Source organism: Collinsella aerofaciens (genome assembly GCF_039758815.1).
In the GTDB taxonomy this organism is placed as follows: Bacteria; Actinomycetota; Coriobacteriia; order Coriobacteriales; family Coriobacteriaceae; genus Collinsella; species Collinsella aerofaciens_BP.
The window spans coordinates 125,958-145,952 of the sequence record NZ_JBDMSK010000003.1 but is presented as its reverse complement, the minus strand read 5'-3'; the positions used below and the strand labels follow the sequence as shown (position 1 = coordinate 145,952).

Annotated in this window: 16 protein-coding genes and 1 tRNA gene; all 17 read right to left on the bottom strand. The window is 61.0% G+C overall.

All coding sequences use genetic code 11. The features are described 5' to 3' along the window. Nucleotides 1-2 precede the first annotated feature (2 nt). Nucleotides 3-866, bottom strand: a complete 864-nt coding sequence (locus tag ABHT90_RS03640) for a phosphatase PAP2 family protein (RefSeq protein ID WP_117746787.1) — start codon at nucleotides 864-866, stop codon at nucleotides 3-5. Nucleotides 867-953: 87 nt separating this feature from the next. Then, on the bottom strand, nucleotides 954-4,586 hold the full coding sequence (gene mfd / locus ABHT90_RS03635; RefSeq protein WP_346981655.1) for a transcription-repair coupling factor: 3,633 nt from the start codon (nucleotides 4,584-4,586) through the stop codon (nucleotides 954-956). Nucleotides 4,587-4,743: 157 nt separating this feature from the next. After that, nucleotides 4,744-5,409 carry an endonuclease III gene (gene nth, locus ABHT90_RS03630; protein ID WP_035136768.1) on the bottom strand — a complete coding sequence of 222 codons (666 nt, stop codon included), beginning with the start codon at nucleotides 5,407-5,409 and terminating at the stop codon, nucleotides 4,744-4,746. A gap of 63 nt (nucleotides 5,410-5,472) precedes the next feature. Continuing rightward, nucleotides 5,473-7,275, bottom strand: coding sequence for an ABC transporter ATP-binding protein (locus tag ABHT90_RS03625; RefSeq protein ID WP_346981654.1), 1,803 nt, complete (start codon nucleotides 7,273-7,275; stop codon nucleotides 5,473-5,475). Between the two features lie 125 nt (nucleotides 7,276-7,400). Beyond that, nucleotides 7,401-8,756 (bottom strand): DNA recombination protein RmuC, encoded by a 1,356-nt coding sequence (locus ABHT90_RS03620; RefSeq protein ID WP_346981653.1) that lies wholly within the window; start codon nucleotides 8,754-8,756, stop codon nucleotides 7,401-7,403. Between the two features lie 124 nt (nucleotides 8,757-8,880). Then, nucleotides 8,881-9,303: a hypothetical protein gene (locus tag ABHT90_RS03615; protein WP_195625246.1), complete on the bottom strand. Its 423-nt coding sequence runs from the start codon at nucleotides 9,301-9,303 to the stop codon at nucleotides 8,881-8,883. Nucleotides 9,304-9,766: 463 nt separating this feature from the next. Continuing rightward, nucleotides 9,767-10,399 carry a hypothetical protein gene (locus ABHT90_RS03610; protein ID WP_117746790.1) on the bottom strand — a complete coding sequence of 211 codons (633 nt, stop codon included), beginning with the start codon at nucleotides 10,397-10,399 and terminating at the stop codon, nucleotides 9,767-9,769. A 272-nt stretch (nucleotides 10,400-10,671) separates the two neighbouring features. Further along, complete coding sequence (rbr, locus tag ABHT90_RS03605; RefSeq protein WP_055285276.1) at nucleotides 10,672-11,211, bottom strand: rubrerythrin; 540 nt, start codon at nucleotides 11,209-11,211, stop codon at nucleotides 10,672-10,674. A gap of 114 nt (nucleotides 11,212-11,325) precedes the next feature. Further along, a complete protein-coding gene (locus ABHT90_RS03600; RefSeq protein ID WP_055285277.1) occupies nucleotides 11,326-12,231 on the bottom strand; it encodes an HhH-GPD family protein in 906 nt (301 codons plus the stop codon). A gap of 21 nt (nucleotides 12,232-12,252) precedes the next feature. Beyond that, complete coding sequence (locus tag ABHT90_RS03595; protein WP_346981652.1) at nucleotides 12,253-12,738, bottom strand: RrF2 family transcriptional regulator; 486 nt, start codon at nucleotides 12,736-12,738, stop codon at nucleotides 12,253-12,255. Nucleotides 12,739-13,097: 359 nt separating this feature from the next. Then, a tRNA-Asp gene (locus ABHT90_RS03590) sits at nucleotides 13,098-13,175 on the bottom strand. Nucleotides 13,176-13,587: 412 nt separating this feature from the next. Next, nucleotides 13,588-14,055: a YfcE family phosphodiesterase gene (locus ABHT90_RS03585; protein ID WP_006235155.1), complete on the bottom strand. Its 468-nt coding sequence runs from the start codon at nucleotides 14,053-14,055 to the stop codon at nucleotides 13,588-13,590. A gap of 95 nt (nucleotides 14,056-14,150) precedes the next feature. Continuing rightward, the gene (locus ABHT90_RS03580; protein ID WP_022094115.1) at nucleotides 14,151-14,867 is read right to left on the bottom strand and encodes a LytR/AlgR family response regulator transcription factor; all 717 of its coding nucleotides are present in this window, start codon (nucleotides 14,865-14,867) and stop codon (nucleotides 14,151-14,153) included. Between the two features lie 72 nt (nucleotides 14,868-14,939). Next, entirely contained in the window at nucleotides 14,940-16,283 is a 1,344-nt protein-coding gene (locus ABHT90_RS03575) for a histidine kinase (RefSeq protein WP_006235157.1), read from the bottom strand. Then, on the bottom strand, nucleotides 16,280-17,467 hold the full coding sequence (locus tag ABHT90_RS03570) for a glycosyltransferase (RefSeq protein ID WP_346981651.1): 1,188 nt from the start codon (nucleotides 17,465-17,467) through the stop codon (nucleotides 16,280-16,282). The genes ABHT90_RS03575 and ABHT90_RS03570 overlap by 4 nt, the downstream gene beginning before the upstream one ends. Nucleotides 17,468-17,638: 171 nt before the next feature. Continuing rightward, on the bottom strand, nucleotides 17,639-18,898 hold the full coding sequence (locus tag ABHT90_RS03565; RefSeq protein WP_195363431.1) for an MFS transporter: 1,260 nt from the start codon (nucleotides 18,896-18,898) through the stop codon (nucleotides 17,639-17,641). A gap of 101 nt (nucleotides 18,899-18,999) precedes the next feature. Beyond that, a complete protein-coding gene (locus ABHT90_RS03560) occupies nucleotides 19,000-19,944 on the bottom strand; it encodes a zinc dependent phospholipase C family protein (protein WP_346981650.1) in 945 nt (314 codons plus the stop codon). Nucleotides 19,945-19,995 lie beyond the last annotated feature (51 nt).

Genomic DNA, 19,995 nt, shown 5'->3' with positions numbered 1-19,995 from the left:
AGCTATTGTACGCCGTTGGGATAGGCAATGCGCGCGGCAAGGCACTCAAGTGCCAGTACCAGGGCAAAACCGCAGCTCACGTCACTCAAAAAGTGCGCACCTATCACGATGCGCCCAAAGGCGACGAGCGCCGCGATCACAGCCGCCGCCCAAAAAATCACGCGGCGACGCGACGGTTTTTCCTTAAAGGCTGCCGCGGGAAGCCCGGCGAGCATAAGGCCGATCGCCGCATGCGCCGTGTGTCCGCTCGCAAACGACTTGAACCCGTCCTTGATCACGCCGGCGGCGATATAGGTCCACTTGTCGGGATTGCCGATCACCCACCACGGCTGAAAATTGAGCCCCGGCGTGACCTCGATCACGCGCATGCGCGGGCGCGACCACAGTGGCTTGACGATCACGTTGAGGATGATGGCCTGAGCGATCCACACGGCAAGCACCATCAACGCCCAGCGCGTGAGTTCGTCGGGCTCGGTCGTGCGCGTGAGGCGATAGACGATAAGGTTGGCAGCGATGACCAGCACAAACGTCAGCACCAACTGAGCCGCAATGAGTTTACCGCCAACCCTCAGGGACGAAACGATCTCGTAGCCGGTCAGGCCAACGTTGACGAGGATGCCGAGCGCGGCAAGCCATTTGCTGCCCCTGGAGTCGGGACGCACCGCGCGCACGAGCATAACGCCCGCGATGCTCGCCGTCAGCTCAAACGGCAACTCGCCAGCGGCCTCGATAAAGCGGCCGTACATGCTGCCGATGTTGAACAGCGCGCTCGAGATCTGATAATCGAAGAAACTGCCCACGCCCAGACAAAGACACAGGACAACCGCGATAGCGGCGGCGTCTTTCTTGTAGATGTACCCGAACATGCTTTCCTTTCGATGGGGCTGGAATCAACCTGCGAGGTGGCGGGCAAAGAACAACTGGTAGCTCTGCCCCGCCACGCCCCTTACTTGTTAGTCATCGTCGCTCGCGCCTAATTGCTGCAGCAGCATGAGTGCCGCGGCCACGGGGCCGGTGCCGTCGTTGGCGTCGAGACCGCGACCCAGGCCGCTGCCCGCGCCGGCGCCCGCCTTGTAGGGCACCGACAACTTGCGGCTCTTGGGGAAGTTCACCGCGCCATAGCGGGTCTTAAGCTCAAAGGCCACCTTCTTGGGCACGTCGACGCCCAAAAACGTGATGCGACCGCCGCTGAGCGTGACGCTCTCGAGCCCCAGGCGCTCGCCGCGAATGCGGATGCGCGCGCGATTGAACAGGTTGAGTCCCGCCAACGGCAGCTCACCATGCGCGGCCTCGGTCTCTTCCTGCACCTCGTCAATGCTCTCCAGGTCCTCGGCCGCTGCGAGCTTACGGTACACGAGCACGCGCTGGTCCACCGCCGGCAGGTACTCCTCGGACAAGAAGTAGTCGGCCGGCAGGTTAATACCCACGCTCGCCGCCTCCACACCGGCGTCGTCATCGCCGCGCGCCTCGGCCACGGCCTGGCCCAGCATCTGCGTAAACAGATCAAAGCCCACGCTCGACAGGTTGCCGTGCTGCTCGGCTCCCATAAGCGAACCGGCGCCACGGATCTCTAGGTCGCGCATGGCGATGCGCATGCCGCTGCCCAGGTCCTGGAACTCGGAAAGTGCGGTCAGGCGCGCCGTTGCCTCCTCGGTGAGCGGCAGCTCGCCGGGGAACATAAAGTACGCGTAGGCCTGCGTGGCAGAGCGGCCCACACGGCCCTTGAGCTGGTAGAGCTGCGCCAGGCCAAGGCGCTGCGAGTCCTCGATGATCAGCGTGTTGGCCGTTGCGTTGTCGATGCCGCTCTCCACGATGGTCGTGGCGATGAGCACATCGATCTTTTTGGTCGCGAACTCAATCATCACGTCCTCGACCTCGCGCGGGCTCATCTTGCCGTGTGCCACGCCCACGCGCGCCTCGGGCGCGGCCTCATGCACGCGCGCCACGGCGTCATCGATGGTCTTAACGCGGTTGGACACGTAGTACACCTGGCCGCCGCGGCCCACCTCCAGGCGAATCGCCGCGCTCACCACATCGGGGTCGTACTCCCCCACGTGCACGATCACGGGACGACGCCCGGTCGGCGGTGTGGTGATCAGGCTCATGTCGCGCACGCCGCTCGTGGCCATCTGCATGGTTCGCGGAATAGGCGTTGCCGAAAGCGTGAGCACGTCGATTTGCTCGCGCAGGTTCTTGAGCTGCTCCTTGTGCTGCACACCAAAGCGCTGCTCCTCGTCGATGATCACCATGCCCAGGTTCTTGGGGTTCACGTCGGCAGAAAGCAAGCGGTGCGTGCCGATGAGCACGTCGATCGTGCCCTCGGCAAACGCCTTAAGCGCGCGCTTTTGCTGCGCCGGGGTGCGGAAGCGGCTGAGCACTTCGACCTCGAGGCCAAACGGGGCAAAGCGCTCAAAGAACGTCTCATAGTGCTGCTGGGCCAGAATGGTCGTGGGGCAGAGCACCATGACCTGGCGGCCGGAGTCCACGCACTTAAACGCCGCGCGCAGGGCAACCTCGGTCTTGCCAAAGCCCACGTCGCCGCACAGCAGGCGGTCCATGGGCTTGGGCGCTTCCATGTCGGCCTTGATGTCGGCAATAGCCTCCAGCTGGTCGCGCGTCTCGTCATAGGGAAAGCTCTCCTCCATCTCGATCTGCTCGGGCGTGTCGGGCGGGCAGGCGATACCGGTAATCGACGAGCGGCGTGTATACAGGTCGACCAGGTCAAACGCCAGCTTTTTGGCATTCTTGCGCGCCTTGTTGGTAGCCCGCGTCCAGTCGGCGGTGTTGAGCCTGGTCAGGCGCGGCTTGTCGCCGTCGGGGCCAACATAGCGCGTGATGCGGTCGACCTGCTCGAGCGGCACGTAGAGCTTGTCGCCGTCGGCATATTCCAGCAAAAAGTAGTCGCGCTCCTTGCCGCCCACTTCCTGGCGCGCGATCTCGCTAAAGAGCGCGATGCCGTGAGTGGCGTGCACCACGTAGTCGCCCGGCTTAAACGGAAACGTGATCTGCGTAATGTCCACCTTGCGGCGGCTGCGCGCGCGGTTGGCATCCATACGGGCGTTGAGGTCGGCGATCGAGAACACGGCCAAATTGGCGTCGGGCACCACCACGCCCTGCGGCAGGGCAGCGTCAACAAAGGTCACGCGCCCGCGCGAGATGGTGGGCACGGCAGCGCCGGCGGCAGCCTGCGCGGCGCCCGCCTCGAGCGAGCGGGCGTTGAGCGCGTCGGCCTTACGCTCGCGAATGGAAGCATGGGCCTCCTGGCGTGCGGCACGGTCGGCGGAATCCGCCGCTGCCACGCGCACGCGGTCGCCGATAGCGCCGACATTTTCGGGCGCCGCGGTCAGCGATTCCTCAAAGGTAATGCCCTCGTCGCCAAAGGTGAGCTCCATCGACTCGCGCGCACCGCGGTCGGGGATGGCAAACACGCAGGCGTAGCGCTTGCCCACGACTTCCTGAATGCGCGTCATAAAGCGATTGTCCGAGCCCGCAATGGCCGGCTGCTCAATCTTGAGCTCCGCCGTCACCGCGCCGCCGGCACGGATCAGGCTCACGTAGTTCAGGCGCTGCTGGGCACCAAAATCGAGCTGCTGGGCACGTACATACAGGCCATCCAGCCGGTCAATCCCTGCCTCGCCAGCACGCGCCTCGATATCCTCGTAGGCACGCAGGCAATCGTCGAACAGCGAGCGCGGCTCGGACAGAACCACGAGTGCCTTGCCGCTCACGTGCGCCAACGGGCTTACGGTCTGGCCGTACATCACCGGCAAAAAGCGGTCGAGCTCGGGCGTGACGATGCGCGTATCCACCATCTCGAGCAGCGCCGCCAGCTTGCTGTCGTCCTGGCTGGCACGGTAGAGCGCCACGTGCATGTTGTGGACGGCATCGTCGGTAAGCGCCAGCTCGCGGCAGGGGAAGATCTCGATACTGTCCTCGTTGCCGATGGTTTGGCCCGTGGAGCTCACCATACGGCGGATGCGGTCAATCTCATCGCCGAAAAACTCAATGCGCACGGGCGCCTTTTCCTGCGCGGGAAACACCTCGACGGTGTCACCGTGCACGCGGAACAGACCGGGCGCATCGGCGGCACCGGCATTGGTGTAGCCCATGCCCACCAGGCGCTGCGGCACCTCGTCAAAGGGAATCTCCTCGCCCACCGCAAAGGTCGTGGACTCCCAATAGTGGCTCTCGACCGGCGGCACACAACGCAGCAGCGCGCGAGCCGAGGCGACCATGATGCAATTGTCTCCGCGCACGATGCGTCCCAGTGCCTCGCAGCGCTGCGCCACCACGGCATCGTCGGGCGCCTGCTCGCGCCACGGATAGTCCTTGCGCTCGGGAAAACGGCACACGTGCGCTAGGCCCACGTAGGCGGCAAGGCTGCGCGCGGCGCGATCGGCCGCATCCTCGCCACTCACAATGTAGACCGTGGGACGCGGGCGGCGCGCAAACTGGGCGGCCGCCATAAGCGTGCGGCCCGACTGCGACACAGCCAGCGTCACGTCCTCGCCGGCATCGAGTCCGGCCTCGACGGTCTGCAGCGCCTCGGCAGTGTAGAGCTGCGCGGCTATACGGTGAATGAGCATGCTGTTCCTCCGGCATTGCAACGCCAAAAGCCCGCCGGGGCAAGCTCGGCGGGTCGTACGTCAAATACATTGTCTGTCATGGTAGCGCATGGAGAGGACTCCGGCTCAAGGGCAAACCCAGCCCCGCAAAAAACGCCAGACGAAGATGCGTTCCGCCCTACCCCGCTACGCGCACGCTGGGGCACAAATCTGCCAGCGGGCACTCGTCACACTTGGGTTTGCGGGCGTCGCAGATCTCGCGACCGAAGGTGATCCACTGATGGTTAACCGACTCCCAATACTCGTGCGGCAAAATCTTGAGCAAATCCTGCTCGGTCTTGAGCGGCTCCTTTGCATGCGTCTTGGGACTCAGCATCAGGCGGTGCGCAATGCGGTTGACATGCGTGTCCACCGCAATGCCCTCCACGATGCCATACCCCACGTTGAGCACGATGTTCGCCGTCTTGCGTCCCACGCCCGGCAGCTTCACGAGTTCCTTCATGTCGGCCGGCACCTCGCCGCCATAGTCGGCGACGATCATCTGCGCGGCCTCGACGGCATGCTTGGCTTTGCTCTTGTAGAAGCCGAGTGACTTGATGGTGTCTGCCACGTCAGCCACGCTCGCCCCGGCCATGGCCTCGGGCGTGGGCCACTGGGCAAACAGCCGCGGCGTCACCTTGTTGACCTGTGCATCGGTCGTTTGCGCCGAAAGCAGCACCGCGATCAGCAGGCGGAAGGGATTCTCGTGGTCCAAAAAGCACTCGACCGGGCCATAGCGACGGTTGAGGCGCTCACATACCTCGATGGCGCGCTCGCGCTTGGCGGCATTGGTCTCGCGTGGCATAACGACTCCTCGGCTCAACGGCACAATAAACTTATGGGCACAATTGTCCCACGTCCGAGACGCTTACGCCTCCAAGAATGCGCCGGTCTGACGGCTCCACAGGCTCGCGTACTCGCCACCCGCCTCGACGAGCTGCGCATGCGTGCCGTCCTCGACGATCTCGCCATCGGCCAGCACCACAATGCGGTCGAGCGCCGCCACGGTGGACAGGCGGTGCGCCACCACAATGGAGGTACGTCCACGCATCAGGTTTTCGAGCGCCTCCTGCACCAGCGCCTCGGACTCGCTGTCGAGGGCAGAGGTCGCCTCGTCGAGCACCAGAATCGGCGCGTCGGTTAGGATGGCGCGGGCGATAGCCACGCGCTGACGCTGGCCGCCCGAGAGCTTGACGCCGCGCTCGCCCACCATGGTGTCAAAGCCACGGGGCAAGCGGTCGATAAACTCCAGGGCGTTGGCCAGGCGCGCGGCCTCGCGAATCTGCTCATCAGTGGCGTCGGGGCGGCCGTAGGCAATATTCTCTCGAATGGAGCGGTGGAACAGCAGCGCCTCCTGCGGCACGTAGGCAACCTGGCGGCGCAGGCTCTGCTGCGTACAGCGCGAGACATCCTGACCGTCCACGAGCACGCGGCCGCCCTGAACATCGTCCAGGCGCAGCAGCAGCTTGGTGAGCGTCGTCTTACCCGAACCCGATTTGCCCACCAGGCCCACGCGCTGGCCCGCCGCCACATGAAGTGTCAGGTCATCGAACACGCTCTCGCCCGCCGCAGCGTCACGGTACGCAAAGCTCAGGTGCTCAAAATCAATCGCGCCCTCGGTCACTTTGAGCTCAGGGGCGTCCGGGTCATCTGCCACCAAACGTGGCTCGTCCAGCACGCGCGTCATCTCGGCCGCATCGCCCAGCGCGCGGTTAATGCGCTGCATCATGGAGCTTACGTAGTTCAGGCGCATGGTGAGGTTATAGGTGTAGGTAAAGATCATGACGAGCGAGCCGGCCGAAATGCCAAACCACGCGTTGCCGCCCGCCACGAACACACTCACCACGGCCATGGTGATGACGATGAGGCCCGAGGTCGTAAAGTTGCGCTGCATCATGGCGTGCATCGAGACCGTCTCGGCGTCGCGCGCGGCACGATCGGCGGCGTCGAACAGATCGCGTTCAAAGTCCTCGCGCCCGCAGGTCTTGACGGCCAAGATGTTCGTGACCGCGTCGGAGAGCACGCCCGAGAGCTTGTTCTGCGCGGCGGACGTCGCGGCCGAAAGCGGCATGATGCGCTTGTACATAAGCCAGACAAACGCAATGTAGACGACCATGATGCACACCAGGATCACGGTAAACGTCGGTACCACCGGGGCGAGTGCGGCCACGGTGCAGATGACCGAGGTGATGGTGGGGATGAGCGAATACACCGTCACGTCGACCAGACCCGTGTAGCCGCTCATAAAACGGCTTGTCTGGCTCACAAGCGATCCGCCAAAGCGGCTGGTGTGAAATGTCATGGATTGATTGGAGAGCGTGTCGAAGCACAGGCGCGCCAGGTGATAGTTGCCCGCAATCTCGAGCTTGTAGACGGTGTAGTCCTGCAGCTTGGAGAGGATTTGGCCCACTAGGTTAACGAGCACGAGCGCCAGAATGTAAGGACCAAAGACCTCAAACACCTGGTCGCCTGCCACGGGACCGGCCTGGACGCGGTCGACGATGAGGGCCATCACATAGGTGTTGGCAAACGTGAGCAAAAAGATGTAGCCCGCCGACGAGAACACCGAGAGAAAGACGATCAGCGGCTGCGTGCGCGTGACGTCCCAAAAACGCTGCAGCGTGCGACGCACGGTGGAGCGTTTGAGCGGACTGGTGTTTCTCTGAGACATGGGCTTCCTTTCGCGTCTGATAGGGCGAAACGCCATTGTTGCACACTAAAGCGCACTTCAGGCAAGTGCGACGCGAAAAGCGCCCGCGCCCCGCGCTTGCGCAGGCGCCCCGCCGTCAGATGAAGCTAGTCCTCGTCTTTTTGGTCTGCGAGCAAGCTCGCAGACGTAAGCCCCAAGATCTCGTCGGCCTCCTCGGCATCTTCCAGGGCGTCGATGTCCTTGAGCTTGCGCTCCATGACGTTGGTGCGCGTGGTGATGATGCCCTCGACCGTTTTGCCCGCGGTCTCGATCTGCTGCTGGGCGCGGCGCAGCGCCTTTTGATAGCGCGGCAGCTCGGCCTTGACAGCGGAGAGCACGCGCAGTACATCGTCGGTGCGTTTTTGCAGCTTAAACGTTTGGTAACTCATCTGCAGGCTGTTGAGAATGGCCGCCATGGTGCTGGGGCCGGCAACGTTGACGTGATAGTCGCGGCCCAGGGTCTCGATAAGCCCGGGGCGGCTGACGACCTCGGCGTACAGTCCTTCAAACGGCACGAACATGATGCCAAAGTTGGTCGTTGCCGGCACACTCAGGTACTTTTCGCAGATATCCTTGGCCTCGCGCTTGACCATGGTGTCGAGCGTCTTGCGCGCAGCCGCCACGGTCTCCGCATCGCCCGACTCCTGCGCGTCGAGCAAATGCTCGTACGCGTCGCCCGGAAACTTGGAGTCAATCGGCAGCAGCACGGGATCGCCCTCGTCCACCGGCAGCTTGACGGCAAACTCAACGCGCTCCGAGGCGCCGGGCTTGGTGGCGACGTTTTCCAGATACTGGTCGGGTGTAAGAATGTCCGCCAGAATTGCACCCAGCTGCACCTCGCCCAAAATACCACGCGCCTTCACGTTGCCCAGCACGCGCTTAAGGTCGCCCACGCCGGTGGCGATGGACTGCATGTCGCCCAGGCCCTTGTACACGGCCTCGAGCTGGTCGCTCACCTGCTTAAACGATGCCGACAGGCGATCGTTGAGCGTGCGGGAGAGTTTCTCGTCCACCGTCGCGCGCATCTGATCGAGTTGCACGTTGTTGTCTTTGCGGATAGCACCCAGCTGGGCATCGACCGTCTCGCGCACCTTGTCCAGGCGGTGCTCGATGCCCTCGCGGTTGGCACCGAGCTGTTGGGCCGTCTCGCGGCGAAGGTCATCCATCCGGTCACCAGCTTGCGAAAACTCACGTGCAATGGTCAGGTAACGTTGCTGCCCCACGGCCGCATCTGTCGTCTGCTGCTGCGCGATGGCGTTGGCCGTGCGGCGAGTTTCGGCCAGCGCGACGTTCAGGGCATCGAGCGCGTTGTTGGCCTGCTCGAGTGCTGCCAGCGTTTCCGCGCTACTGTCGCCACGCTCCCGCAACTCGGCACGCAGGCTCTTGAGCTGGAGGGCGCAAGCCACAGCAACCCCCACCGCCACCAAGGCGATCACAACAAGCACGATATCAATAGCAGACATAGACTCCGCCCAACAAACTCAATCGGTCATCAATCAAAACCGCGATCAATCTTACCCCGCCACACGCACGGATCACCCACTGCCTTGCAGACAAATTTCTCTTAGAGCCGCGGACGCTAAAACGCTAGCTCTCCCAGCCGGTGCGAATGGTTGTCATGACGTCGCCTAGGCGCTGGCCCAGGGCTGACAGATGTTGGAGCACTTCGCCGGGCGAAGCACCGTTGAGGATGCAGGTGAGCGCATACGAGACCAAGAAAATCGCCGCAAGTCCTAGCGGAATGAGCACGATCATCGCCAATGTGCGCAGGCGCTGGCCCACGCGGCGACGACGCGTGCGGCGTTTGTCGAACGCAAGCTCCTGCGCATATGAATCTTGTTGTACGGAATAGTTCTCTGGCGCCGATCCGCCCGCAGGCGAAACCGCAGGCGTGGCATTTTGCGCAGGGGGCTGGGCGGCTACCCCTTGCATTTGCATCTCCATAAGCCGTTGCTGTTGGCGCAACATGCGCTCGGCTTGTTGCTGCGGAGTCTCAAGAAACAGATCCATGCTGGCCTCCAAAATCGGAGCATTCGACGCTTACGACCAGCATCCCGCACCGCCATGACCGCGACAACGCAATCGCCGGCAATAGCCACAAAGTTTCTTCTGCTCAAAAGCTGTCGAAAAGCTCAACAACTCCCCTACCAGCACTTTCTCTGAGCTTTTTTCGCCAGCAATCTTTTGGCCTTCCACCCTTACGCCAACTGACCAAAATCTAACCAAAAGCTTGACGAAAATTGTGGAGACCGGGACCCCACACAAAAAGTGCCGCCCCAAAGGGGCGGCACACAAACCAATCTATTAGCCAAAACTCGTTGGCAAGCCCGCGTCGTCAGACCCGCGGCGCATGCCTTTGCCTCGCGTGACTCTGCGAAGCCGTGAGCGAGAGGGAAAGGGATGCGCCGCGGGTCTGACGTCCGGAGCGGTGAAACCAGCAGTTGCCCTGCGCTCCGTGGTCGGTGAGGACAGACTACATGCCCGCGAGACCGCGGGCGGCGGTGGCGCACATAAACGCCAAGGCTAAAATCACGAGCGAGCCCGCAATGTCTGCCAGCACGCCCATTGCACGACGCTCAAACAACCAGCTCTCAAAGTGCGGGGCGACGTTGCGCCAAACACGCCACAGCAAGATGCCCATACCGATGACGCCTGGGATATTGAGCAGTAGGATCTCGGAGCACAAAAGACCGATCAGGTTGCCGGCGGCAAAACCAGCGTCGCCCTCGCAGTATTTGCGATAAATCATGTACAACATGTACGCCACAAACGGCTGCAGGCACGCAGAGATAAACGTAACCACCATCGAGGGGTCCTGAGAAAAGACATCGGTGAGTTTATCGACACTCGTGGCATCTTTCGAAGCCAAGAACAAGCCAATGACCACCACGGGCACCACGCCCAAGATAACCTCGACCAGAGTAAACAACTTAGCAGTCAGATCCTCGCTAGCCGTATTGAGGTGAGGCGCCCACTCAGGATGAGCATGCGCGCCAACCTTCTTGTCCTTCTCGACACGATCGACCTTTTTACCCTCGGCAACCCGACGACCAGGATCCTTGCGAGTCCCCGCCGCAGCAACCCGAGCCCGAGACTTCTTACCCATAACCAACACCTCACAAGAGGAAACGAATAGCCAACGCTACCCAGTGTACCCTCTAAGCAACGTCACCGCCCCAACCGGCCCCCACAAAAACGTGCCGCCCCATAAGGGGCGGCACACAAACTTTTTTATCAGCTTTTCTGTAGCGAGCACGCGACGACCCAAAGCGGGCCGGGAGGGCCGGACTACCTTCCCTCAACGCGACCCTGCGAAGCCGTGAGCGAGGAGGGAAGGTAGTCCGGCCCTCCCGGCCCAGCTCACGCTAGCGCCACGCGCTAGTAGTTCACCACCTGCTCCTCAAAGTACGCCTTCGGGTGGTTACACACCGGGCACACCTCAGGCGCCTCGGCACCAACGTGCAGGTGCCCGCAGTTCAGGCACTTCCACACCTTCACGCCCTCACGCTCAAACACCTCGCCCGACTCGATGCGCTCGACGAGTTTGTTGTAGCGCTCCTCGTGGGCCTTCTCGACGGCGGCGACACCACGGAACTTCTCGGCGATCTCGACAAAGCCCTCCTCCTCGGCGGTCTTGGCAAACTCGTCGTACATCGTGGTCCACTCGTAGTTCTCGCCCGCAGCGGCGTCGCGCAGGTTGTCCAGAGTGCCCGGAACGGCGCCGTCGTGCAGATACTTAAACCACAGCTTGGCGTGCTCGGACTCGTTGCCCGCCGTCTCGGCAAAAATATTCGAGATCTGAACGTAGCCGTCCTTTTTGGCCTTGGATGCATAGTAGCGATACTTGGTGTGTGCCTGGGACTCACCGGCAAAAGCGGTCTCGAGGTTCTTCTTGGTTTGGGAATTCTCAAAATCCATAGGTGTACTTCCCTTCAACGCATGCCGCCCACAGACTTTGAGCGGCCTTGCTTTAAGGATGCCCTCATGCCGAGAATTTAAACCTTACAATCCCGTTCTTCAGATTCGAGTGAGCTACACACTCAGCCAACGATCGCCCTCGGAGCCGCAAAAGCCCTCGCGCTCCAGATCGGCAAGAATGCTTGCGACCAGCTCGCGCTCGACCGGCTCTCGGCCGGCTGCCGTCTCCATCTCGTTAACGCCTGCAACGGCTTCATCGAGCGTAATACCTGCCGGTTGTCCATCGCGCGCCGCCAGCAGCATGCGCACAATGTGGGCGCGCTTTTGGCGACGCGAGCCCTCAAACTTGGACTGACGACTATAGCCCGCCGACCGCCTGGACGGATTGGGCAGCGTCTTTTTAAGATACGCGCCGTAATCCAGCAACGCGTAATACCATGCGCGCGGCGTGTCGGCATCGTCTTGAGGCACGGCAAAGGGCGCAATCTCATCCGCCGCCGCACCAGGGGCCGCCGGACAGGCGGCTTGAATCAGCGGCACCAGCTCGCGATCGGGAACGGCCGGCACATCGGGAAAGAAATGATGCAAAAAGACCGTGCGCACATTGGTCTCTAGATACACGCCTGGAAGATCAAACGCAAACGAACGGATGCCCTGCGCCGTTGCCGGGCCAATGCCGGGCAGAGCGACCAAGTCACGCGTCTCACGCGGAAACTCCCCGTCCCAGTCCTCTACAACGCGCTGAGCGGCCCCATGAAGCGCCAGAGCGCGTCGGTTGTAGCCCATGCCCTGCCAAGCGTCCAAAACATCGGAAGGCGCGGCCTGGGCAAGCGCCTGCACAGTCGGAAAACGATCGAGCCACACCGGCATGCGCGCCTCCACACGCGGCACCTGCGTTTGCTGCAGCATGACCTCAGAAAGCCAAATGATGTACGGATCGCGTGTGCGGCGCCACGGAAGGTCGCGATAACGCAGGACCCCTTCCGAACGAATCATCGAACGAAAGGGGTCCTGAATCATGGCTATGCTCCTTATGCGGCGCTATTCCTCCCGGTAAGCGCACGCGCAGGTGGCGTACTCGGGAAACGCTTCGCGGTCGGCGAGCTTGGGATCGACGGCCGGGAACTGGCGGTGAGCGACGATGTCGCCGAGCGAAACGGAATCGAGGTAGTCGCGCATCAACGCCTGGGCTCCGGCCCACAGGGGATGATAGCAGCACGCGCCCATGCGCGCACAGTCACCATCGGGCGCGGTGCAATCGTTCATAACCATAGGACCCTGAACGGCCTCGACGACCTGGCGGATAGTGACGTCGTCCGGACTGACCTTGAGACGCATGCCACCGTGGACGCCACGCAGGCTCTCCACAATACCGGCCTGGACCAAACCGTGCTGAATCGAGCGGGCAAACGAATACGGGACATTGACCTCTTCGGCAGCGGTGCGAACAGAAAGCAAACGCTCCGGATCCTCGGCAAGCATCGCCAGCATGCGAAGGGCGTAATCAGTCTTCCTCGATATGTCCATTTTTCCCCTTTCAAGGAATACGAACAGCTCGAACGAGCTCCGGGGCCGAGCTTGTGTCGAGACGCTAAATGACCGCCAGGACATCCAAATGGTAAATCGGATATCCACTGAGTGCCGCGCTTGGAGCGAAATGCATCAGATGCGGCGCACAGTGCAATTTAGTATAACCTAACCCCCTGTCTCGTAGAACAGGTGTTGCGCAACAAAGCTGTTGTTCAGACAGATATACTTATTAGATTTTACTTGCGTTCCCGAAGGCGCGGGGATTCTGGGCGAAGATGCACCAGGGCGATCGTTCTATCGAAACAAAGTGCATCAAACGCAAAAAGCCACGTCCGAAGACGTGGCTTTAATTGCGTTGGCGGGAAGTACGGGGCTCGAACCCGCGACCTCCGACGTGACAGGCCGGCGCTCTAACCAAACTGAGCTAACTCCCCAGACAGACGTTCGCGTTTGTTTCCGCTCGCGTGCGCTGCGGGGATTAGTATACACAGAAGTCTGTCCGGCGCGCAACAACTTTTTTGAAAAAATTTTTCGGGGTCATCCGGGAGGGTCTCCGGGGCTGAGGGCGGGGGTTAAGTTTGCTGCTCTACAGTCCTGCGCAAGACGGAAAGCACATTAAGTGCTTTCCTTTGCGTGCGGAACTCGCGACAAACTTAACCCCCGCCCTCAGCCCCGGAGACCCTCCCTGCCGTCACTTTGTCCAAACAGTTCTTGCTCCTCGCCGCTTCCGCGGCTCGAGGTCCCCGTTCTCCTCGGTGGGGTTGGTCTGATTATTCTTGTTGAAACTCCGCCTTTGGCTCATAAAAAACGGGAGATGCGATTTTACATCCCCCGTTTTTGTTGTGATTACTCTAGGTCAATAAACTTAGTGCTTAGGATCTTGCCGTCTTTTACTAGCATTCTGGCCATGGTGGGGCCTCGGGTGCCTCTGGGGTAGCTGGCGCTGCCCGGGTTGAGGACTAAGCAACGGCCCACTTGGGCTTCTTTGGTTACGTGGGTGTGGCCGTTGATGGCTACGTCTACGGATCCCACCGGAAGGTCTTCGCGGTAGTGGGCTACGGCGAATTTAAGGCCTTCGTAGGTAAAGAGCGCAAGACGGTCTACATCGGGGCCGTAGTCGCGGTAGTAATCGTTGTTACCCAGTACGGCCCGCACGGGGGCGATGGTGCATAGGTGCTCGTAGTCCATCTCTGACGTGAGGTCGCCAGCATGGATGATCAGGTCTGCGCCTTCAAGCTCATCCAGGAGCGCAGGCGATAAATAGCCGTGGGTGTCCGAGATGATGTCGATACGCTTGGCGCTTGCACTGTTCATGGGATCCCTTCCGCAAAAAACGATTCGGCAGATACATACAAAAAGGCCCCACGGCTCCGCAGACGATGGGTCTACAGGGCTGCGGGGCCAGTGTGCTAGAGACTCAGAGCCTTCTTGAGCGGCACGACGCGGCGGCGCGAAACCGGCACGCGTTCGTCGACGCCCGTAATGCCCAGCTGGATGGCGCCCGAGGGCACCGTCTCCACATCCGTGACGCACGCCAAGTTGACGATATAGCGGCGGTGAACACGGAAGAAGCCAAAGTCGCAGAGTTTGGCCTCAAACTGCGCCAGCGAGGTCGTCGACAAAAAGCGATCATCGACGGTATAGATGCAGGAGTAATCGTCCTTGGCCATGATAAAGCGAATGTCGTCCACGGGAATGAGCACCTTGCGGCCGCCCTTTTCCACCGGGATACGCTCGATGGTCACCTTGCTGTCCGTAACCGGCTTGGTGCGTTGCATGACCTTCTCGATCGCGCGATCCAAGCGAGCTTCCTCGACCGGCTTCATCAGATAATCGACGGCATCCACGTCGAATGCCTCGACCGCATGGTCACTATACGCAGTCACAAACACGATCGCCGGCGGATTTTTGAGCTTATGCAGCGCCTCGGCAAGTTGCAGGCCCGAGGCACCGGGCATCGAGATATCGAGAAACACGACATCCACGCGACTTTCCATAAGCATCTCGATGGCGGAGCGGACGCTCGACGCCTCCGTGATCGTGCCGATCTTGCCCGTTTGCTCGAGCAGGAAGCGAAGCTCCGAGCGAGCCGGCGCCTCATCATCCACAATCATCGCACGCAGCATAGGGATAAAACCTTTCGTCAACTAACTACGCCGGGCATCCGTCGCATGACGTTGAGCCCGTAGCCTTTTATTTTACTCTTGAATGTCGAAGATGCTCTCTGACAAATCAAGATGAAGGAGTACTTTGGTGCCCTTGCCCGGCGCCGATTCGACACGCGTATAGGAGTGCGGCCCATAAAAGCGATGGATGCGCTCCGAAATATTGTGCATGGCCACACCGGCGCCGCCACCCTGGGGAGAGCTGGCGTCGGGACGGGCAGAACGCTCGTCAAACAGTCTGGCGGCGGTACCCTCATCCATGCCCACGCCATTATCGGCCACGGCAATCAAGATTGCATCCTCGCCGTCTTGGTGAACGGTCACGTCGATCCTCAGGGCGTCGTCATCGCCCATACCATGACGTACGGCGTTCTCGACAATCGGCTGGATCACGAACGCCGGCACCAGCGTATCTTCCACGTCCTCGGACACATCGAACGTCGCAAGCACGCGGTCCTCGCCAAAGCGGGCCTTCTCAAAGGTAAGGTAGCGCTTGGTCTGTGCGACCTCACGCGAGACCGGAATAAGCGATCCCGAGTTGTCGAGCGTGGCACGATAGAACGATGAGAACTCACGAAGCAGTTCGCGGGCCCGCAGCGGGTCGGTGCGCGTAAACGATGCAATGGTGTTCAGCGTGTTGAACAGGAAGTGCGGGTTAATCTGCGCCTGCAGCGCACGCACCTCGGCGCGCGCCGTGAGTTCCTTTTGCACCTCGAGCTCGTGGATGGCGAGCTGTGTGGACAAGATCTCGGCAAAGCCCGAGGCAAGCGCATACTGGGTACGGTCGACGGCGCGCGGGGTCTTGTAGTAGAACTTGAGCGTGCCGACGGTACGATCGCCCACCTTGATGGGGGCGATAATGCCGGCGGGGACTTGGTTGTGCGAGCCGTCCGAGCCCACGACATCCACCATACGGTTGAACGACTGCACGATGCCATGTTCGATAACGTAGCGTGTGGCAAGCGTGTGGATGGGAGTATCGGGCAGCAGTTTTTCCTCAAACTCGCCCGCGCAGGCAAGCACGTTGTCCTCGTCGGTGATGGCCACCGTCATGGCGCGCGTCTCGGGCAAAATGCGCCGGCACACCAAACGTGCCGACTCCTGCGTCAGACCGCCCTTAATGTCCTCGAGCATGGCCGAGGCCACCGAGAGCGTCTCCTCGGTGTACTGGGAACGCACCGAATCGGGATTGAGCGTCAAAAAGATAAAGATGCACAGAAAGATGCATAGCAGCGCGCAGGCAATCACCGTGGCGATCGGCTCGATACCGGTCACCAAGGCAAAAATAAAGTACACCAGCACGCAAATGGCGCAGGCGACGGCAATGATGCGAAAGATTGATATTGAACTATCGCGCTGGGCGCGGCGGTCGATCATTCGGCCCCCTCCAGGATACTGATCAGTTGTGCGTCACGCCAAAGCCCGTCCATGATCTTGGGCCAAAAGCTCTGGAAACGCAGGTAGCTTGCAGCGTTTTGGCGCGCATAGGCCTTTGCCTCGCCGATACCATGGCGCCAAATGCGCAGGTAGCCCTCATGCTCGCGGGTAAACACGCTGCGGACCATAGCGGTCTTGCGCACGCGGTCGTCGAGCTCGCGCGAAATCCACGGGCCCGGGTAGGGCATGAGCGATGCCGCCGTAACGGGAATGAGCTCCTTTTGATGCGCGGCGAATGTCAACTTGGCCCGTTCGTAGTACCAACGGTATACATCCTGCATAAAGCGCGGTGAGCGCTTTTCGGACTCCGGAGGCAGATGGCGCACGGTCCACTCGTTATCGAACCACACGTCGTAGCCAAACATGCGCATGTTAAAGAGGTAATCCAAGTCCTCGCCGCGGGTGATAAACGGGTCAAAGGCTACACGCGTAAAGGCGCGGGCGTGCAGGGCCATCAGGCCGCCGCACACGTAGTTGGATCGCGAGATGCGGGTGCCCGAGAGCGCCTTTTTCATCCAACGGTTGAACTCGATGCGCTTGGTCCACCAACGATGGCAGATGCCCGCCTTGTCCGTGGGAGCCAGCGGCGAGCCGTCGCGATCGTAGAAATAGCCGCTCTTGACCAAGATCGGCAAGCCCTGACGCGTCTGCTGCCCCAACGCATAGGTCGCGCGCTTCATAAAGTCGGCGTCGATGACAGTCTCATCGTCATCCAAAAAGATAACCGCGTCATGACCCAGCACAGCGGCACAGGCTAGCCCCATGTTGCGGATGGCACCGTAGCCTCGCAGGCTCACGCACTCGCCCGAACCCTTGGGCGCGATCTGAGCAACCCGGTCTGCGATGCGCGAGGCCTGGGTGTTGGTGACAACGGTGACCTTGAGCGTGGGATGCGCGTCGACAATCTCGCGCACGCGCAGCGACACATCGGCTGTGGCAGAAACGGGACAGACCACCAAAAGGATGATGCGCGGGATGTCACGTACCTGCTCAAGCGAGGCCAGACAGCGGTCGAGTTCGGGATTGTCGGAGTTGAGTCGCGTCGAATGGTCATAGGTGCCAGGGGCGTTTGCGCAAGCGTCATCGCCCGCCCAATACGTTGGAATCACGACTGTGGCGTTCATGCCTTACCCTCCCTGCAACACAAAAACGGGACGCCGCCAAACACAGGCGACGCCCCGCGACCTAGCTGATTCCATCATACCCACTTGGGCAAATCATTGCTCGCAAGTCGCAATGTTTATTGCGGATAACCCCAAAAGAGTACCGTGGACAGGCACAATAGCCGCTCGCTCCTATGCGGCATGCTCTGCTGCCCGAGTCATGCGGGACAGGCGAACCAGCAGCATAAAGCCAACGATCAGCAGCACGCCAATAGAAAGGACGCCCAGCGACGGGTTGCCGGTCAGCGAGGTAACGACCGACACTAGGAAGGTACCCATGACGCTTGCATAACGACCAAAGATGTCAAAGAAGCCGTAGTACTCGTTGGACTTTTCCTTGGGGATAATGCGACCAAAGTAGCTACGGCTGAGCGCCTGCACGCCGCCCTGGAACAGGCCGACCATAATGGCAAGCACCCAGAACTCAAAGGCGGTCTTTAGGAAGAACGCGGCGAACAGCACAATGCCCATGTAGGCGGCGACCGCCACCAGGATCATGTTGAGCGTGCCCACGCGTCCGGCGAGCTTGCCGTAGATGATGGCGGACGGAAAGGCCACGAACTGCGTAACGAGCAGCGCCAGTACCAGCTGGGTCGAATCGATGCCCAAAGCCGAGCCGTAGCTGGTAGCCATGGAAATGACCGTGTGGACGCCATCGATATAGAAGAAGAACGCAATCATGTAGACCAGCACGGTCTTGTTGTGGGCGATCTCGCGCATGGTGTGTCCGACCTCGGAGAACACACCGCCAACGATGTGGCCGATGGTGTCCTCGGGACCGCGCTCACGACCATACTTTTGCTTATAGGTGTGAATGAGCGGCAGGGTAAAGATGAGCCACCAGGCACCAGTGATGATAAAAGACAGACGCGTTGCCAGCATGGTGGGGACGCCAAGAGCGGGGCCACCCATGATGAGCGCCAGGCAGATGACGAACGGCACGGTGGAACCGATGTAGCCCCAGGCATAACCCGAGCTGGACACGGCGTCCATGCGCTCGTCGGTGGTAACGTCGGGCAGCATGGCGTCGTAGAACGTCATAGAAGAGTTAAGGCCGATGGTGCACAGCACGTACACGGTCAAAAATGCCATGGCGGACATTGGGATAGCCTGCGCCAGGCAAAGAACCAGGCCCGTGAGGAAAAAGCCCAAGAAGAACTTGATTTTGTTGCCAGCGTAGTCGGCAAGTGCGCCCAGAATGGGCATGAGCATGGCGATGACCAGCGAGGCGATCGTCTGTGCATTGCCCCAGGCGACCACCAGGTCGGCCGAGGAAGCGCCGGTATTGATGGCGTTAAAGTAAATGGGCACCACCGAGGTATTGAGCAGCACGAGGGCCGAATTGCCCACATCATACATAACCCAGTTACGCTCGAGCTTGGTGTATTTCATGGACAGGGACCCTTCGTATTCGCCCGATATGCAGTTAGTTCATCGTACCCCAATTGTCCAGAACCGCCGGTAAGGATTCGGCAAAGGGGCACGCACGGGCCCTATTCCTCGCGGTCGAACTCCTCATCGGCATTGAGCACGCGACCGCTGTAGTTGACGTGACTGGTCACGGCATCCATGTCACCGGTCTCGATAAAACGTGCGACCGTGCACTCGTAATCGCCCAGCGCGCGATCAAAGACCTCGGGGAAACTCTCGTTCGAGACCTCGTCGGTAAAGGGATTCTTCCATGTCAGATGGCCCAGGTTACCGGTGCGCTCGGGCAACTCCGTCGTCACGCGATGAGCAAGGCCGTCGAGCAGCGAGTAATCGTGCACCAAGCCCTCAACCAGCGAGATCGCGCGCGTCTTTGCGGAGCCGGCCGGCTCAATCGCGCGGTAAAGTCGCTGCATATTGGCAACGGCAGCACCGTACTCCCCCGCCGGAATGTCAATGCCGTACACGCGTCCGGCAACATAGCTCATCAGCACGCCGGCCACGCGATTGATGCGATCAGTGGTGACGATCTCGCCCGCCGGCGGGTAATCGTCAACCGTAGCGCCATCGCGGTTAAGCTGCAGCATCAGCACATCCAGGTCGCTCTCGATCACGGCATGGACCTGACTGCTCGAATCCTCAAGCTCTGAATCGGACTCGACAATGCCAAACTGCTGCTCATAGACAAAAGGATGGGCGTTGCGGTCGAGCACGTAATGAGACAGCAGGCCCAGCGCAAAGGCGCGACCCAAGCTGGCGTCGCGCGGCAGCAGATGCGACACGCCGTCGCGCAGGCACGCGAACTGGCGAGACATGCGCGACCGATGCATGACCTGCGCCAGCAGCGTGCAGTCGGAAACACGCGGTGTCAGAATGTGAAAGAAAAACGGGTCGGGGCCTTGGTTGCCCAAGATAAAGGCAATGCGCTCTTCATCGGACGTGATGACGCCCTGCGGAAGACGGTCGATGCTTTCCTCGCCAAACAGATGATGGGTGATAAGCGCGGGCATAATGATCCTTTCGATTTCATTCGATGCCACCCATTATGCCCACCGCGCGCC

What these genes read in the sequence shown, in the direction of transcription:
- ABHT90_RS03570 (WP_346981651.1), bottom strand. Translation starts at nt 17,467, where the DNA reads ATGAACGCCACAGTCGTGATTCCAACGTATTGGGCGGGCGATGACGCT.
- ABHT90_RS03600 (WP_055285277.1), bottom strand. Translation starts at nt 12,231, where the DNA reads ATGATTCAGGACCCCTTTCGTTCGATGATTCGTTCGGAAGGGGTCCTG.
- ABHT90_RS03640 (WP_117746787.1), bottom strand. Translation starts at nt 866, where the DNA reads ATGTTCGGGTACATCTACAAGAAAGACGCCGCCGCTATCGCGGTTGTC.
- nth (WP_035136768.1), bottom strand. Translation starts at nt 5,409, where the DNA reads ATGCCACGCGAGACCAATGCCGCCAAGCGCGAGCGCGCCATCGAGGTA.
- rbr (WP_055285276.1), bottom strand. Translation starts at nt 11,211, where the DNA reads ATGGATTTTGAGAATTCCCAAACCAAGAAGAACCTCGAGACCGCTTTT.
- ABHT90_RS03625 (WP_346981654.1), bottom strand. Translation starts at nt 7,275, where the DNA reads ATGTCTCAGAGAAACACCAGTCCGCTCAAACGCTCCACCGTGCGTCGC.
- ABHT90_RS03595 (WP_346981652.1), bottom strand. Translation starts at nt 12,738, where the DNA reads ATGGACATATCGAGGAAGACTGATTACGCCCTTCGCATGCTGGCGATG.
- ABHT90_RS03560 (WP_346981650.1), bottom strand. Translation starts at nt 19,944, where the DNA reads ATGCCCGCGCTTATCACCCATCATCTGTTTGGCGAGGAAAGCATCGAC.
- ABHT90_RS03615 (WP_195625246.1), bottom strand. Translation starts at nt 9,303, where the DNA reads ATGGATCTGTTTCTTGAGACTCCGCAGCAACAAGCCGAGCGCATGTTG.
- ABHT90_RS03580 (WP_022094115.1), bottom strand. Translation starts at nt 14,867, where the DNA reads ATGCTGCGTGCGATGATTGTGGATGATGAGGCGCCGGCTCGCTCGGAG.
- mfd (WP_346981655.1), bottom strand. Translation starts at nt 4,586, where the DNA reads ATGCTCATTCACCGTATAGCCGCGCAGCTCTACACTGCCGAGGCGCTG.
- ABHT90_RS03565 (WP_195363431.1), bottom strand. Translation starts at nt 18,898, where the DNA reads ATGAAATACACCAAGCTCGAGCGTAACTGGGTTATGTATGATGTGGGC.
- ABHT90_RS03585 (WP_006235155.1), bottom strand. Translation starts at nt 14,055, where the DNA reads ATGAACAGTGCAAGCGCCAAGCGTATCGACATCATCTCGGACACCCAC.
- ABHT90_RS03610 (WP_117746790.1), bottom strand. Translation starts at nt 10,399, where the DNA reads ATGGGTAAGAAGTCTCGGGCTCGGGTTGCTGCGGCGGGGACTCGCAAG.
- ABHT90_RS03575 (WP_006235157.1), bottom strand. Translation starts at nt 16,283, where the DNA reads ATGATCGACCGCCGCGCCCAGCGCGATAGTTCAATATCAATCTTTCGC.
- ABHT90_RS03620 (WP_346981653.1), bottom strand. Translation starts at nt 8,756, where the DNA reads ATGTCTGCTATTGATATCGTGCTTGTTGTGATCGCCTTGGTGGCGGTG.